We start from the raw sequence: 15,051 nt of genomic DNA, 5'->3' as shown, positions 1-15,051 counted from the left end.
GCCCCAGACCTCGAAGGACTCGGTGACGATGCGTCCCGTACTGCCTGCTCTTCTGTGCTCCTCCGCCCTCGTCCTCACCGCGTGCGGGGGTGCGTCCGACACCTCGGACGCGGCCGTCGGCACCGCGGACGGCTATCCGCTCACGATCGACAACTGCGGCCGCGAGGTCGTGATCGACGCACCGCCGCAGCGCGTCGTCTCGCTGAACCAGGGCTCCACCGAGATCCTGCTGTCGCTCGGGCTCGCGGACCGGATGGTCGGGACGGCGACGTGGACCGACCCCGTACGCGAGAACCTCGCGGCCGACAACGAGTCTGTCCCCCGGCTCTCCGACCAGGCGCCGTCGTTCGAGCGGGTGCTGGAGGCCGAGCCGGACCTCGTCACGGCGTCGTTCGAGTCGACCCTCGGCGAGGGCGGCGTCGCGACGCGCGACGACCTCGAGAAGCTGGGCGTGCCGTCGTACCTCTCGCCCGCCGAGTGCGAGAAGGACAACGAGGGCGACGACGACGGCTCGCGTGCGACGCCGCTGGCGATCGACACCGTGTACGGCGAGGTGACCGACCTCGCCACCGTCTTCGGCGTCCCCGACAAGGGGGCGGACCTCGTCGCCGAGCTGCGGGCGTCGCTCACGCAGGCGCAGGACGTCGTCGACGCCGAGGGCGTCAGCGCGATGTTCTGGTTCGCGAACTCCGAGTCGCCGTACCTCGCCGGCTGCTGCGGTGCTCCCGGCATCATCAGCGAGGCGCTCGGCCTGGAGAACGTCTTCGACGACACCACCGCCGAATGGCCCCAGATCAACTGGGAGACCGTCGCCGACCGCGACCCCGACGTGCTCGTGATCGGTGACCTGACCCGCAAGAGCCAGACCGCCGAGACCGCGGCCGCGAAGATCGCCTTCCTGGAGCAGCACCCGGTGACCCGCGAGATGACGGCGGTGAAGAACAAGCGCTACATCGCGGTGACCGGTGCGGAGATGAACCCGTCGATCCGCACGATCGACGGCGTACGAAACGTGGCGGAGGGGATCCGCGACCTCGGCCTGGGGCGGTGAGCCGCAGCGGCGCGGTCGCGCGCCGTACGACGGTCACGACGCGGCGCCCGCGCGTACGGCTCTCGCGGGCGTGGGCGCTCGGGTGCGGGGCCGCGGTGGTGCTGCTCCTGTCGGTCGCCGTCGCGGTGACGATCGGTCCGTCCGACCTGTCGCCGCGTGATGTGGCGTCGGTCGTGGCTGCCCGGCTGACCGGAGGCGAGTCCGGCCTGACGCGGATCCAGGACGGCATCGTCTGGGACCTGCGCCTTCCTCGTACGCTGCTCGCGGCGTCGTGCGGCGCGGGCCTCGCGGTGTGCGGCGTCGTCCTTCAGTCGCTGCTCCGGAATCCGCTCGCCGACCCGTTCGTCCTGGGGATCTCCTCCGGAGCATCGACCGGCGCGGTCGCGATCGTCGTGCTCGGCGTCGGAGCAGGATCGATCGGGCTCGCCACCGGTGCGTTCGTGGGAGCCGTGGTGGCGTTCGGGCTCGTGCTGGTCCTCGCGGCCGCGGCGGGCGGGACGACCGACCGCGTCGTCCTCGCAGGCGTCGCGGCGACCCAGCTGTTCTCGGCGCTGACCGCGTTCATCGTGTTCACCGCCGCCGACGCCGAGCAGACCCGCGGCGTGCTCTTCTGGCTGCTGGGCTCGCTGGCGACCGCGGGCTGGACGGACGTCACGGTCTGCACCGCCGTCGTGCTGCTCGGGCTCGTGGTCTGCCTGGCGTCGGCGTCGGCGCTGGACGCGTTCACGTTCGGCAGCGACGCGGCGGCGACGCTCGGGATCGACGTCGGCAAGGTCCGGGTCCTGCTGCTGACGGTGACGGCACTGATGACGGCGGTGATCGTCAGCACGTCGGGGGCGATCGGGTTCGTCGGGCTGGTCCTGCCGCACGTCGCCCGCGCCCTCGTCGGCGTCCGGCACCGGCTGGTCCTCCCGATCAGCGCCCTGGTCGGCGCGGTGTTCCTCGTCTGGGTCGATACCGCGGCGCGAACGGTCCTCGACCCGCAGGAGCTGCCGGTCGGTGTCGCGACCGCACTCATCGGGGTGCCCGCGTTCGTGCTGGTGATGCTGCGTCGGAAGGCGGTCCGATGACGTTGCGGGCGCACGAGGTCTCGTGGTCGGTCGGAGGCCGGTTGATCGTCGACGGGGTCTCGGTCGACCCGCCTCACGGCGCGACGGTCGGGCTGCTCGGGCCGAACGGCTCCGGCAAGTCGACGCTCCTGCGGCTGCTGGCGGGCGTACGGCGTCCGTCGGCAGGTGTCGTCACGCTCGACGACAGTCCGCTGGACGGCTGGCACCGTCGCGCGCTCGCCCGCCGCGTCGGTGTCGTCGAGCAGGAGGTGTGGACCGACGCCGACCCGCTCGTCCGCGACGTCATCGACCTCGGGCGCATCCCGCACCGCCGCTCGCTGGCGCCGCGGACCGCGGCCGACGACGAGGCCGTCCGCCGTGCGGCCGACGCGACCGGGCTGAGCGATCGTCTCGACCGGTCGTACGCGACGTTGTCGGGCGGTGAGCGCCAGCGCGTGCAGATCGCCCGCGCCCTCGCGCAGGAGCCGACCGAGCTCCTGCTCGACGAGCCGACCAACCACCTCGACGTCCGCCACCAGCTGGAGCTCCTCGCGCTCGTGCGGGACGCGCCGGTCACCGCCGTGGTCGCGCTGCACGACCTCAACCTCGCCGCCGCGTTCTGCGACCGGGTCCTCGTCCTGGCGGACGGACGTGTCGTCGCGGCGGGGAAGCCCGCCGACGTCCTCACGTCCGCGCTCATCGCCGAGGTGTACGGCGTCGAGGCAGAGGTCGTCGCCGATGCGCGCGGCGTGCACGTTCGCTTCGCGGGTGTCTCGAGCCCGTCTGCGCGCCGCTCGACGGGGCAAGTACGTTCGGACCATGAGCACCTCCGACTCGAGCCAGCCCAGCACGCGAACCCCGACCCCGATGGACGCACTCGCCGAGGAGTGGCTCGGCGAGCTGATGGATCTGAACCCCGAGCTGCACGTCACTCGAGGGATCCCGGGGCGTGAGGGCGACTACACGGACTTCTCTCCCGAGGGTGCGCAGGCCCACGGCGACGCCGTACGCCGGATGCTGGCGCGGGTGCGCAAGGCCGAGGTGGCCGACGCGACCGACGAGATCACCCGCGACGAGCTCGTCCGGACGCTCGAGCTCGACGTGGAGCGGCACGACGCGGGGGAGTGGCAGCGCGATCTCAACGTGATCGCTTCCCCGGCGCAGGAGATCCGCGAGATCTTCGACCTCATGCCGACCGAGACCGAGGCCGACTGGGAGCACGTCGCCGCACGGCTCGCCAACGTGCCGGACGCGGTCACCGGGTACGTCGAGGCACTGCGGGCAGGGATCGCGTCGGGCAGGACACCGGCGGTGAGGCAGGCACGCGAGGTCGCAGGTCAGGCACGGGCGCATGCCGCGCGCGACGGGTTCTTCGCGAACCTGGTCGCAGGACCGGTGGTCCCCGACGCGCTGCGCGCCGACCTCGAGCGCAACGCGCTCGCCGCCGCGGCGGCGTACGACGCGCTCGCGCTGTTCCTCACCGACGAGCTCGCCCCCGTCGCACCCACCGCCGACGGGGTGGGTCGGGAGCGGTACGCCCTGGCCTCGCGCGGGTTCGTCGGCGTGGAGATCGACCTCGACGAGACGTACGCGTGGGGCGTCGAGGAGCTCGCCCGGATGGTCGCCGAGCAGGAGGTCGTCGCGGACCAGGTGTTCCCGGGGGCCAGTGTCGACGAGGCGGTCGCCTACCTCGAGGCCGACGAGGCGCGTCGCCTCCACGGCACGGACGCGCTGCGCGAGTGGATGCAGGCGGCGAGCGACCGGGTGGTGCGCGAGCTGGGCGAGACGCACTTCCACATCCCCGAGCCGTTGCGGACGCTGGAGTGCATGATCGCGCCGACGCACGACGGCGGCATCTACTACACGGGCCCGACCGACGACTTCTCGCGACCGGGCCGGATGTGGTGGGCCGTGCCGGAGGGCGTCACGGAGTTCGACACGTGGCGCGAGCTCACGACCGTCTACCACGAGGGCGTTCCCGGGCACCATCTCCAGGTCGGCCTCACGACCTACAACAGCGCCCACCTCAACGGCTGGCGGCGGCTGTCCTGGAACTCGGGCCACGGCGAGGGATGGGCCCTGTACGCCGAGCGGCTGATGGCCGACCTCGGCTACCTCGACGACCCCGCGGACCGGCTCGGCATGCTGGACGGGCAGCGGATGCGCGCAGCGCGCGTCGTGGTTGATCTCGGCGTCCACCTCGGGCTGCCGAAGCCCGACGGCAGCGGCCCCTGGACGGGAGACGACGCGCTGCCGTTCATGCTCGAAAACGTCAACATGCCCGAGGAGTTCGTCCGGTTCGAGGTCGACCGCTACCTGGGCTGGCCCGGCCAGGCCCCGTCGTACAAGGTCGGTCAGCGCCTCTGGGAGCAGCTGCGCGACGCGTGGGTGGTCCAGCACGGCGGGCCCGGTGTCGCGGACCTGAAGGAGTTCCATCGCGACGCCCTCGCGGTCGGGAGCGTCGGGTTCGGCACCTTGCGGCGTGCGCTGCTCACCGACTCCGAGGCTCTCGTGGACGGACGTCGGTCGTGACGGCCGTGCGTGCGGCGACCGAGGACGACCGCGCCGGGGTCCTCGACCTGCTCCGCGCAGCGCTGCCTCAGGACGCCGGCGACGATGCCGAGGGTCTGGAGCGTCTTCTGTGGGGCGACGAGGTGGCGCGCGACTTCGGAGTCGTCGCCGAGCGCGACGACCGCATCGTCGGCGCAGCGTTCGCCACCGTCGCGGACCGTGACGGAACCCTGCGGGCGTACGTGAAGGTCGTCGCGGTCGACGGTCCGCAGCGGCGATCGGGTGTGGGGGGCGCGCTGCTGAGCGCGCTCGAGAAGACTGCGGCCGACACCGGCGCGGTCGCCATCCAGGCCGGCGGGAGCGCTCCTGCGTACTGGTGGCCGGGCGTCGACACCGCCGACGCCGACGCGCTCGCCTTCTTCGGCGCGTGCGGGTACGCCGCACCGGACGCGGAGCCCGCCCCCAACCTCGACGTCGACCTCGTCGCGCACGAGAACCTCGTACGCCGCGCGGCCCCGCCCGACCTGCCGATGCGCCGGCTCACGGTCGAGGAGGCGCCGGCGTTCGAGGCGTGGATGCGGTCGACGTGGGGCGACACGTGGGCAGCGGAGGCGGGGGCGGCGCTGCAGCGCGACCCCGTCAGCTGCTTCGTGTCGGAGGAGGACGGCGACTACCTTGGCTTCGCCGCGTACGACACCAACCGCGCCGGCTGGTTCGGCCCGATGGGCTCGTCGCCTGAGTCACGGGGTCGCGGGGTCGGTGCAGCGCTGCTCCGCGCCTGCCTCACCGACTACCTCGACGCGGGGCGGACGACGTGCGAGATCGCCTGGGTCGGCCCGGTCGACTTCTACGCACGCACGGTAGGCGCCGTGCCGGGTCGGACCTTCGTCGCGCTGGCGAAGCCGCTGCCCGCGGCCCGCTAGCTAGCGCAGCTTCGCGATGCCGGACGCGACGCGCTCGAACACCTCGGCGTCGACGACCGTCCCGCCGTCGCGCAGCGCGAGGACGGCCGCTCCGGCGGTGCCTTCGTCGACCAGCCGCGTGGGGCCCGTACGCCCGCGGCCGCGCCACGCCGCCTCGACCACGTTCGCCGCGGCCGGCTGTCGCAGCAGGACGCTGCCTCCGAGGACGAGCGGACCGTCGACCTCCGGGTCGACGACCGCGGAGATCGTCCGGGCGAGGGCGCTCACAGCGTCGCCGACGATCCGGCGTGCGGTCGGATCGTCGGTGAACGCGAAGGCGAGCGGCGCGAACTGGGCGAGCCGGACGGGACGCATCGCGTACAGGACGTCGACGAGGCGGTGCAGGACGGGTGACCTCGGGGCGTCCGTGGCGTCGGTCTCCGCAGGCCGGAGGTCGAGCTGGTCGAGGAGTGCTGACGTCATCGGGGTGGCCGGACCGCGCCCGTCGATGTCCGCCACGACCGCGCGCGTGACCTCGTGCCCGATCCAGAACCCCGACCCGGCGTCGCCGAGCAGCCAGCCCATCCCGTCGACGACCTTCTCGGTCCGGCCGTCGCGGACGCGGACCGCCGCCGCGCCGGTCCCGGCCACCATCGCGTAGCCGTCGAGCTCGGGGGTGCCGGCGCAGTACATCGCGAGCAGGTCCGAACGCAGCGCGAAGGGCGCGCCGATCCCGCACCCGACCAGCACGTCGCCGATCACCTTGTTGCGGGGGTCGTCCACCGGCAGGTGGGTCGCCGCCCCAGCCATCGCGATCGTCGTGGACGCGATGGTGGACGCGGCGGTGCCGGACGTCGTGAGCGCTTCGCGGATGGCTGCGCCGAGCGACTCCCCAGCCGTCCCCGGACCCGACGAGAGAGGGTTGCCGCCGCCGGCGCGACCGTAGCCCAGCGGGTGCCCCTCGGCGTCGAGAACGACGGCCCGCGTCGACGTACCGCCGGCGTCCACCGCGAGGATCGCCGACATCGTTACCGATCCGGAATCTGGTGTGACCTTGACCACACCCTGCTCGTGGGAATAGTTTTCAACGAATTTCCAAGTCTCTGAGATGAATTTTCACGAGGGGCGTGCCCATGGAGCTTCCGAGCGAGGCCGGCGCTGTGAGCGCCTTGGGTGTTGCCCAGCGCATCCAGGCTCGCAGGCCCCAGATGTCGGGCGCCATGGCGAAGATCGCGGCCTTGCTGGTCGAGCATCCCACCGCCCCGCTCGAGCTGTCCATCACCGAGCTCGCGGCGCGTGCAGGCACCTCGGCGGCGACCGTCACGCGGTTCTGCCGGCTGATCGGCTACTCCGGCTACGTGCCGCTGCGGGTCGGTGTGGCGGCCGATGTCGGGCGCGGCGACGTGCACGCGTCGTGGCACACCGACATCGGGCGCGAGTTCGATCCCGAGGACTCGCCGAGCGAGGTCCTGCACGCGCTCCTCTCGGCGCACACCCGCTCGGTGCAGGCCACCGCGAGCTCGGTCGACCTCGAGCAGGTCGACCGGATCGCCACCGCCATCGCCACCTCCCGTCACCTCGACATCTACGGGATCGGCGGGAGCGGGCTGATGGCGGTCGAGCTCCAGTCGCGCCTCTACCGGATCGGCCTCAACGCCCACGCCTGGACCGAGGTCCACGACGGCATCGCCAGCGCCGCGATCCAGGACGAGTCCAGCGTCGCCCTCGGCATCTCCAACACCGGGCGCACCGACGCGACGATCCAGATGCTCTCGCAGGCCCGCTCCTCGGGCGCCTTCACCGTCGCGCTGACCAACAGCCCCGACTCGCCGCTGGCCGCAGTCGCGCACGAGCACGTCGTGGCCGCAGCCCCCGAGGAGTACCTGCAGCCCGACGACCTCTCGGCCAAGCACTCGCAGCTGTTCCTGCTCGATCTCGTCTACCTGCTGGTCGCCCAGCAGGACTTCGCGCGCACCACGACGAAGCTGGCCGCCTCGGCGATGGCGGTGCTCCCGCACCGTCGCTCCGTACGCTCGCGGGCTCGCCGCTCCGACACGTCCGTCACATCCTCCGACACCTCAGGGAACGAGTCGCATGTCTGATACCGGAAACCAGTTCCTGCACGAGACCACGAGCCGCCTCGAGCGGCTGGCGTCCCTCGCCGCGGACGGCGGCCTGGACGCCGCGATCGACCTGATCGTCACGTCGCTGCAGGCCGGCGGCATCGTCCAGGCCTTCGGCACGGGCCACTCGCAGGCGTTCGCGATGGAGATCGCCGGACGCGCCGGCGGCCTGATCCCGACCAACAACGTCGCGCTGCGCGACGTCGCGCTGTTCGGCAGCCAGGACGTGTCGGTGCTGACCGACCCCAAGCTGGAGCGCGACCCGTCCATCGTCGACGAGCTGTGGGAGATCACCGCCGCAGGACCCGACGACGTCTTCGTGATCGCGTCGAACTCCGGGGTCAACGGCTCGATCGTGGGTACGGCGCTGCTGGCCAAGGAGCACGGCAACCCCGTCATCGCCGTCACGAGCATCGACCACACGACCCGGGTGACGCCGAAGCACCCGAGCGGCCTGCGGCTCAGCGAGGTCGCCGACGTGGTCATCGACAACCTTGCCCCGTACGGCGACAGCACCCTCACGTTGGGCGACGGCATCGGCATCGGCGCCGTGTCGTCCCTGACGGCCGCCTTCATCGCTCAGCTGCTCACGATCGGTGTCGCGGAACGCCTCGCAGAAGCAGGTTCCGTCCCGCCGATCTACCTCTCCGCCAACATCCCCGGAGGGGACGACCACAACCACCGACTCGAGGAACAGTACGGCGGCCGCATCCGTCGCCACGCCTGAGACCCACCACAACCGGAAGGCATTCCAGATGAGTATCGACAAGAAGACGATCGACCGCCGAACACTGCTCCGAGGCGCCCTGGCGGCTGCCGCGATCGTCCCGCTGAGCAGCGCCCTCGCCGCGTGCGCGGGGAGCAGCAGCGACGACGACGACAACAGCTCGTCGAAGGGCGGCGAGAAGAGCGCCAACAACCCGTTCGGCATGGCGGCGGACTCGACCACCGACGCGGTGATCTTCGACGGCGGCTACGGCACCGACTACGTGTCGTTCGCGGCGACGATCATGCAGAAGAACCACGAGGGCTCGACGGTCAAGGTGTCGCCCACGACCGAGATCTCGCAGGAGCTGCAGCCGCGCTTCGTCGCAGGGGACCCGCCGGACCTCATCGACAACTCCGGCGAGAACTCGATCGGATTCAGCACGATCCTGGATCAGGTCGAGGACCTCTCCGACGTCCTGGACGCCAACAACCTGGAGGGCACGAAGATCCGCGACACCCTCTTCGGAGGCGTGGAGGCGCCGGGCACGTTCGACGGCAAGCTGGCGGCCCTGAACTACGTGATGACGGTCTACGCGGTGTGGTACTCCTCGAGCCTGTTCGAGGAGAACGGTTGGACGCCTCCGAAGACCTGGGACGAGGCGCTCGACCTCGGCGCCAAGGCCAAGGCCGCAGGCAAGTACCTCTTCCTGTGGGGCAAGGAGGCCGCGACCTACTACCAGACGCTGGCCATCGGCTCGGCGATCAAGCAGGGCGGCGACGAGGTCCGGCTGGCCCTCGAGAACCTCGAGGCGAACTGCTGGTCGAACCCGGACGTCCAGGCTGTGTTCGAAGGGCTGGGCAAGATCATCGACGCCGGCTACGTCAAGCCCGGCGGCGCCGGCACCCAGTTCACCGCGGCCCAGGCGCAGTGGAGCAACAACCAGGACGCGCTGCTCTACCCGTCCGGGTCCTGGATCGAGAACGAGATGAAGGACCAGACCAAGGCCGGGTTCGACATGAAGGGCTTCCCGGAGATGACGGTCACGGCCGACTCGGCGCTCCCGTACACCGCGCTGCACAGCGCCGCGGGCGAGCCGTTCATGATCCCGTCGCAGGGCAAGAACGTGCCCGGCGGCAAGGAGCTGCTGCGGACCATGCTCTCGAAGGAGGCGGCGACCAACTTCGCCAAGACCAAGCTGGCTCCGACGATCGTCAAGGACACCGTCCCTGCCGACGGCTTCGGGTCGACGGCGCTCGTGTCGCAGAGCGAGATGCTCACCGCGGCAGGATCCGACGTCTTCACGTGGTCGTTCGTCGACCTCTACGGCACCAACGTCGACCAGCTGGTCGTCTGGAACAGCTTCCTCGCCGGCAAGTCGAGCGTGAAGGAGCTGACGTCGCGACTGCAGGACATCACGGACAAGATCCGTGAGGACGACTCGATCAAGAAGATCCCCGTCACGTGATCGAGTCCCCTCTGGTCCCCACCGCGGACACCGAGAAGCCGCGCAAGAAGGCGCGGCAGCCGTGGACGTTCGACCGCATCAGCTTCGTGCTGGTGTTCCTCGTGCTGCCTCTGGCGCTCTTCTCGGTGTTCGTGGTGTGGCCCTTCGTGCAGGCCTTCTGGTACTCGTTGACCGACTGGTCGGGGTTCACGCCCGACATGAACTTCGTCGGCCTGGAGAACTACCAGAAGCTGCTCGATGACGACATCTTCATGACGTCGTTGCGCAACAACATCTTCTTGGCGATCGTCGTGCCGTTCGTGACCGTCGTGCTGGCGTTCGCGCTGGCCACGATGATCACGGTCGGCGGCTCGGCGCACGGGGCGACCCGCGGCCTGAAGGGATCGAGCTTCTACCGCGTGATCTCCTTCTTCCCGTACACGATCCCGGCGATCGTCATCGGCCTGATCTGGCTGCAGATGTTCGACCCGTCGAACGGCCTGCTCAACGGTGTGCTGACCGGGATCGGGTTGGACGGTTTCGAGTCGTACCCGTGGCTCGGCGACACCAGGACGGCGATGCCGGCCTCGATGTTCGTGATCATCTGGGGCTTCGTCGGCTTCTACATGGTGCTGTTCGTCGCGGCGATCAAGAGCGTGCCCGGCGAGCTGTACGACGCGGCGAGGATCGACGGCGCGGGCCGGCTCCGTACGGCGTTCTCCGTGACGTTGCCGCTGATCCGCGACAACGTCCAGACGGCGTACATCTATCTGGGCATCCTCGCGCTCGACGCGTTCGTGTACATGGCGGCGCTCAACCCGGGCGGCGGTCCCGAGAACTCGACGCTGGTGATGCCGCAACGTCTGCTCATCACCGCGTTCGAGAAGGGCCAGTTCGGGCTCGCGAGCGCGATGGGCGTGGTCATGGCGGTCGCGACGCTCGTCTTCGCTGCGATCGTCTTCACGGTGAACCGCCTGCTGGGCGGTCGACAGGAAGGGGTGCGCCGATGACCGCGGGCACCGACACGTCGCAGCCGGCGGCCACGCAGGACCCACCACCGACGGGCCGGAAGCAGAAGCGGACGGGCGACCGGAGCGTCGCCACGGTCGCCCACGTCATCCTCGGCATCTGGGCGGCGCTCGTCATCGTCCCGCTGCTGTGGACGCTGCTGTCGTCCTTCAAGACCAGCAGCGAGATCTTCTCCTCGCCGTTCACGCTGCCCGCCCACTGGAGCTTCGACAACTACGTCTCGGCGTGGACGTCGGAGGGCATCGGCCGCTACTTCGTCAACACGATTGTCGTGGTGGGGACGGCGCTGGTCCTGGTCATGCTGCTGGGGTCGATGTGCGCGTACGTCCTGGCGCGCTTCGCGTTCCCGGGCAACCGCCTCATCTACTACATGATGCTCGTCGGGCTCACGTTCCCGATCTTCCTGGCGATCGTCCCGCTGTTCTTCGTGCTGAAGGGCTTCGGGATCCTCAACACGCTGCCGGGTCTGATCATCACGTACGTGGCGTTCGCGCTCCCGTTCACCGTCTTCTTCCTGTACCCGTTCTTCAAGGTGCTGCCGCAGGACGTCTCGGAGGCGGCGGAGATCGACGGTGCGGGCGAATGGCGGAAGTTCTTCCAGGTCATGCTCCCGATGGCGAAGCCGGGCATCGCGTCGGTGGCGATCTTCAACTTCCTCGGCCTGTGGAACCAGTTCCTGCTCCCGGTCGCCCTCAACACCAAGCGCGAGAACTACGTGCTGTCGCAGGGGATGGCGGCGTTCGCGTCGAGGGCCGGCTACAACACCGACTACGGCCGGCTGTTCGCAGCGGTCGTGATCACGATCGTCCCGGTGCTCGTCGTCTACATCATCTTCCAGCGTCAGCTCCAGGGATCGGTCTCGCAGGGCGCGGGCAAGTAGTAGCCTCCGCCCATGTCGTACGCCCCCGCCGCCTCGCGGCTGCCCACCCGCCTGCGGGTCAGGGTGGCCGCGGGGGTGGTGGTGGCGGCCGTCGTCGGCGTGGCTGTCTGCGCGCTCGGTGCCGTCGCGGTCCACCACAGCGTGTGGACGCAGGTGCGGGCGGAGGTGCTCGCCACCACCGAGCCGCACGTGGTCGCGCACTACGTGGAGGACGACGCGGTCGTCTTCGAGGACGGCGAGGTCGTCCCCCTCTGGCGAACCGAGATGAGCGGGTACGAGGCGTCGGTGGCCGACGGCGACAAGGTCTGGGTCGTCCGCTTCGCCCACGAGGAGCGTGCGTTCCTGGTGTCGGAGGTTCCGGCCGCCGGCAGCTCGTTCTTGCCCCGCGCCGCCGAGTGGGTGCTGTTGATCACGGTCGACGGCGGGCGGTTCTTCGGCTTCCTCCTCGCCGTCGCCTACGCCGCCGTACGCCTCACGCTCGGCTTCTCACCGCTCGCGCTGCCGTCCTTGCTGCGTGGTCGCGAGCTGTCGACCGCGGTGCTGGTCGACTATGCGCGCCCGAGGAGCCCGAACGTCGTCCTCCTCACCGCGACCGTGGGAGGCGCGGCGTACCAGTGGGAGGCTCGCGTGGCATCGGAGCTGCCGCCGCGGATCGGCGACACCCTGCACCTCGCCGGCCACCCGCGCACCGGCGGCTGGATCGTCGCGTGGAACGACGACACCCGCCTCGTACCGGTCGGGCGCGTGCAGGCAACGGACGCCGAGCTCGTACACCACTGATCCGGCGACTCGTCCCGCGTCGACCGGTGCTCGGGGCCCGCCCCAAGGCTGGGCGATTCCGAGGACAGCGGAGGCGCCGGACGTCTACGATCAGGCTCCCTGAAGCTTCTCGAGGAGCCCCGTGTGCCGGCCGCCGACACCACTCGCGCTTTGACCCGCCTGCGGGCCCGCGTCGTCGCCGCGACCCTGGTCGCCGCCGTCGTCGCAGCGGGTGTGATCGTCTTCGCCGGCATCGCTGTGCACAGCGTCGTGATGCAGGCGAGGGCGGAGCGGCTGGCGACGACCGAGCCGCACGAGACGGCGACGTACCTCGGGATCGAAGACCACGGCAGCGACGGCGCCGGGATCACGTTCTCGCTCGCCGAGGACGAGTTCGTCCGCCTGGGCGACGGCCACGTCGTGGCGCTGTGGCACCCGGAGTTCCCAGTGGGAGACGTCTACCCCGAGATCGACGATCAGATCGAGGTCGTCGTCTTTCCCGGGCAGGACCGTGCCTTCCTCGTCGATGAGCTCCCGCCGCCGGACCACGCCCTGTGGCAGCGGATCGTCGACTGGCTGTTCCGGATCGCGGCAGCCCTGATGTTCTTCGGGTTCCTCCTCGCCGTCGCGTACGCCGCCGTACGCCTCACGCTCGGCTTCTCACCGCTCGCGCTGCCGTCCTTGCTGCGTGGTCGCGAGCTGTCGACCGCGGTGCTGGTCGACTATGCGCGCCCGAGGAGCCCGAACGTCGTCCTCCTCACCGCGACCGTGGGAGGCGCGGCGTACCAGTGGGAGGCTCGCGTGGCATCGGACCTGCCGCCGCGGATCGGCGACACCCTGCACCTCGCCGGCCACCCGCGCACCGGCGGCTGGATCGTCGCGTGGAACGACGACACGCGCCTCGTACCGGTCGGGCGCGTGCAGGCAACGGACGCCGAGGTCGTACACCCCTAGGCTGGGGCGCATGGTGGATCCACGCGCCGGTACGCCGGCCCAGCCGCAGGACCTCGTCGACCTGGACGCCCTCGCCGCCGCCTACTACGACCGCACTCCCGACCCTGACGACCCGGCGCAGCAGGTGGCGTTCGGCACCAGCGGGCACCGCGGCTCGAGCCTGGACGGCGCGTTCAACGAGGCGCACATCCTGGCGACCACGCAGGCGATCGTCGAGTACCGCACCCAGGCAGGCATCGACGGGCCGATCCTCATGGGCCGCGACACCCATGCGCTCTCGCTCCCCGCGTGGCACTCCGCGCTCGAGGTGCTGATCGGCAACGACGTCGTCACGCTGGTCGACGCCGAGGACGGGTTCACGCCGACACCGGCGGTCTCGCACGCGATCCTGCGGCTCAACGGCCTCGGTGCGCACGGGCAGGTCGACGGCATCGTCGTGACGCCCTCGCACAACCCTCCCCGCGACGGCGGTTTCAAGTACAACCCGCCTCACGGCGGACCGGCCGGGTCCGACATCACCGGCTGGATCCAGGACCGCGCGAACGCGCTGCTGCGCGACGGGCTGCGCGGCGTGAAGCGGGCGACGACGGACGAGACCCGCGACCGGGTCCAGAGCTACGACTTCCTCACGCACTACGTCAACGACCTCGGGTCGATCCTCGACCTGGAGGCGATCGCCGGCGCCGGCATCCGCATCGGCGCGGACCCGCTCGGCGGCGCCTCGGTCGCGTACTGGGGCCGGATCGGCGAGGAGTACGGCCTCGAGCTGACCGTCGTCAACACGACCGTCGACCCGCAGTGGGGCTTCATGACGCTCGACCACGACGGCAAGATCCGCATGGACTGCTCCTCGCCGTACGCGATGGCGTCGCTGGTCGCGCAGCGTGAGCGCTTCGACGTGGCGACCGGCAACGACGCCGACGCCGACCGGCACGGGATCGTCACCCCGGACGCCGGCCTGATGAACCCGAACCACTTCCTCGCGGTCGCCATCGGCTACCTGGCCGAGCATCGCTCCTGGGATGCCGCCGCCGGGGTCGGCAAGACCGTGGTGTCGTCGAGCATGATCGACCGCGTCGTGGCGGACGCGGGACGCGCGCTGTACGAGGTGCCGGTGGGATTCAAGTGGTTCGTCGACCCGTTGCTCTCCGGGTCGGCGGTCTTCGGCGGCGAGGAGAGTGCCGGTGCGTCGTTCCTCCGCAAGGACGGCACGGTGTGGACGACCGACAAGGACGGTCTCGTGCTCGCGCTGCTCGCGGCGGAGATCGCGGCCGTGACGGGCCGGAGCGCGAGCCAGCACTACGCCGGGCTGACCGCGCGTCACGGTGATCCCGCCTACGCACGCGTCGACTCCCCAGCCACCCGGGAGGAGAAGAAGCGTCTCGGTGCGCTCGCGCCCACGGCGATCAAGGCGACCGAGCTGGCGGGCGACCCGATCACCCGCGTCCTCTCGCACGCGCCGGGCAATGACGCCGCGATCGGTGGGATCAAGGTCGAGACGGAGAATGCGTGGTTCGCTGCTCGACCGTCAGGGACAGAAGACGTCTATAAGATATACGCTGAGTCCTTCAAGGGACCGGACCATCTGGCCGAGGTCCAATCTGCAGCACGGGCTGTGGTGACCGAGGCGCTGACGTAGA

General features: G+C 70.6%; 14 protein-coding genes. 13 read left to right on the top strand and 1 reads right to left on the bottom strand.

The window, feature by feature from the left end:
• The first annotated feature begins 28 nt into the window (after positions 1–28).
• The 5 genes from GH747_RS00380 to GH747_RS00360 are packed head-to-tail and all read left to right on the top strand — an operon-like array spanning position 29 to position 5,534.
• Positions 29–1,051, top strand: a complete 1,023-nt coding sequence (locus GH747_RS00380) for an ABC transporter substrate-binding protein (protein WP_149767234.1) — start codon at positions 29–31, stop codon at positions 1,049–1,051.
• Entirely contained in the window at positions 1,048–2,121 is a 1,074-nt protein-coding gene (locus GH747_RS00375; RefSeq protein ID WP_149767232.1) for a FecCD family ABC transporter permease, read from the top strand. The genes GH747_RS00380 and GH747_RS00375 overlap by 4 nt, the downstream gene beginning before the upstream one ends.
• Positions 2,118–3,053, top strand: a complete 936-nt coding sequence (locus GH747_RS22130; RefSeq protein ID WP_149767230.1) for an ABC transporter ATP-binding protein — start codon at positions 2,118–2,120, stop codon at positions 3,051–3,053. The genes GH747_RS00375 and GH747_RS22130 overlap by 4 nt, the downstream gene beginning before the upstream one ends.
• Positions 2,968–4,632 (top strand): DUF885 domain-containing protein, encoded by a 1,665-nt coding sequence (locus tag GH747_RS00365; RefSeq protein ID WP_228552794.1) that lies wholly within the window; start codon positions 2,968–2,970, stop codon positions 4,630–4,632. The genes GH747_RS22130 and GH747_RS00365 overlap by 86 nt, the downstream gene beginning before the upstream one ends.
• Complete coding sequence (locus tag GH747_RS00360) at positions 4,629–5,534, top strand: GNAT family N-acetyltransferase (protein ID WP_163695221.1); 906 nt, start codon at positions 4,629–4,631, stop codon at positions 5,532–5,534. Before GH747_RS00365 ends, GH747_RS00360 begins: the two co-directional genes overlap by 4 nt.
• Here the strand turns inward: GH747_RS00360 and GH747_RS00355 are convergent, their stop codons facing one another.
• The gene (locus GH747_RS00355; protein ID WP_149767225.1) at positions 5,535–6,539 is read right to left on the bottom strand and encodes an N-acetylglucosamine kinase; all 1,005 of its coding nucleotides are present in this window, start codon (positions 6,537–6,539) and stop codon (positions 5,535–5,537) included. It abuts the gene before it with no gap.
• A gap of 107 nt (positions 6,540–6,646) precedes the next feature.
• Between GH747_RS00355 and GH747_RS00350 the strand changes: the two genes are divergently transcribed.
• The 8 genes from GH747_RS00350 (at position 6,647) to pgm (ending at position 15,050) form a co-directional block, all read left to right on the top strand.
• The gene (locus tag GH747_RS00350; protein ID WP_149767223.1) at positions 6,647–7,615 is read left to right on the top strand and encodes a MurR/RpiR family transcriptional regulator; all 969 of its coding nucleotides are present in this window, start codon (positions 6,647–6,649) and stop codon (positions 7,613–7,615) included.
• Positions 7,608–8,363: a sugar isomerase domain-containing protein gene (locus tag GH747_RS00345; protein WP_149767221.1), complete on the top strand. Its 756-nt coding sequence runs from the start codon at positions 7,608–7,610 to the stop codon at positions 8,361–8,363. Before GH747_RS00350 ends, GH747_RS00345 begins: the two co-directional genes overlap by 8 nt.
• Positions 8,364–8,391: 28 nt before the next feature.
• Positions 8,392–9,810 carry an N-acetylglucosamine/diacetylchitobiose ABC transporter substrate-binding protein gene (gene ngcE, locus GH747_RS00340; protein WP_149767219.1) on the top strand — a complete coding sequence of 473 codons (1,419 nt, stop codon included), beginning with the start codon at positions 8,392–8,394 and terminating at the stop codon, positions 9,808–9,810.
• Positions 9,807–10,799: a carbohydrate ABC transporter permease gene (locus GH747_RS00335; protein ID WP_149767217.1), complete on the top strand. Its 993-nt coding sequence runs from the start codon at positions 9,807–9,809 to the stop codon at positions 10,797–10,799. Before ngcE ends, GH747_RS00335 begins: the two co-directional genes overlap by 4 nt.
• Positions 10,796–11,698 (top strand): carbohydrate ABC transporter permease, encoded by a 903-nt coding sequence (locus tag GH747_RS00330; protein WP_149767215.1) that lies wholly within the window; start codon positions 10,796–10,798, stop codon positions 11,696–11,698. The genes GH747_RS00335 and GH747_RS00330 overlap by 4 nt, the downstream gene beginning before the upstream one ends.
• A gap of 12 nt (positions 11,699–11,710) precedes the next feature.
• Entirely contained in the window at positions 11,711–12,478 is a 768-nt protein-coding gene (locus tag GH747_RS00325) for an SH3 domain-containing protein (RefSeq protein WP_149767213.1), read from the top strand.
• 123 nt (positions 12,479–12,601) lie between these two features.
• A complete protein-coding gene (locus GH747_RS00320) occupies positions 12,602–13,411 on the top strand; it encodes a hypothetical protein (RefSeq protein ID WP_149767212.1) in 810 nt (269 codons plus the stop codon).
• A gap of 10 nt (positions 13,412–13,421) precedes the next feature.
• Positions 13,422–15,050 (top strand): phosphoglucomutase (alpha-D-glucose-1,6-bisphosphate-dependent), encoded by a 1,629-nt coding sequence (pgm, locus tag GH747_RS00315; RefSeq protein ID WP_149767210.1) that lies wholly within the window; start codon positions 13,422–13,424, stop codon positions 15,048–15,050.
• Position 15,051: the final 1 nt, after the last annotated feature.

Origin of the sequence: Mumia xiangluensis, assembly GCF_010994095.1 — a bacterium.
In the GTDB taxonomy this organism is placed as follows: domain Bacteria; phylum Actinomycetota; class Actinomycetes; order Propionibacteriales; family Nocardioidaceae; genus Mumia; species Mumia xiangluensis.
Note: the sequence above shows the minus strand (reverse complement) of the source record. Positions and strands in the feature narration are given on the sequence as shown.

Excerpts from the sequence above, each read along its gene's own strand:
- GH747_RS00330 (WP_149767215.1), top strand. The coding sequence starts at position 10,796 with ATGACCGCGGGCACCGACACGTCGCAGCCGGCGGCCACGCAGGACCCA.
- GH747_RS00350 (WP_149767223.1), top strand. The coding sequence starts at position 6,647 with ATGGAGCTTCCGAGCGAGGCCGGCGCTGTGAGCGCCTTGGGTGTTGCC.
- GH747_RS22130 (WP_149767230.1), top strand. The coding sequence starts at position 2,118 with ATGACGTTGCGGGCGCACGAGGTCTCGTGGTCGGTCGGAGGCCGGTTG.
- GH747_RS00345 (WP_149767221.1), top strand. The coding sequence starts at position 7,608 with ATGTCTGATACCGGAAACCAGTTCCTGCACGAGACCACGAGCCGCCTC.
- GH747_RS00380 (WP_149767234.1), top strand. The coding sequence starts at position 29 with ATGCGTCCCGTACTGCCTGCTCTTCTGTGCTCCTCCGCCCTCGTCCTC.
- GH747_RS00355 (WP_149767225.1), bottom strand. The coding sequence starts at position 6,539 with ATGTCGGCGATCCTCGCGGTGGACGCCGGCGGTACGTCGACGCGGGCC.
- GH747_RS00325 (WP_149767213.1), top strand. The coding sequence starts at position 11,711 with ATGTCGTACGCCCCCGCCGCCTCGCGGCTGCCCACCCGCCTGCGGGTC.
- ngcE (WP_149767219.1), top strand. The coding sequence starts at position 8,392 with ATGAGTATCGACAAGAAGACGATCGACCGCCGAACACTGCTCCGAGGC.
- pgm (WP_149767210.1), top strand. The coding sequence starts at position 13,422 with ATGGTGGATCCACGCGCCGGTACGCCGGCCCAGCCGCAGGACCTCGTC.
- GH747_RS00365 (WP_228552794.1), top strand. The coding sequence starts at position 2,968 with ATGGACGCACTCGCCGAGGAGTGGCTCGGCGAGCTGATGGATCTGAAC.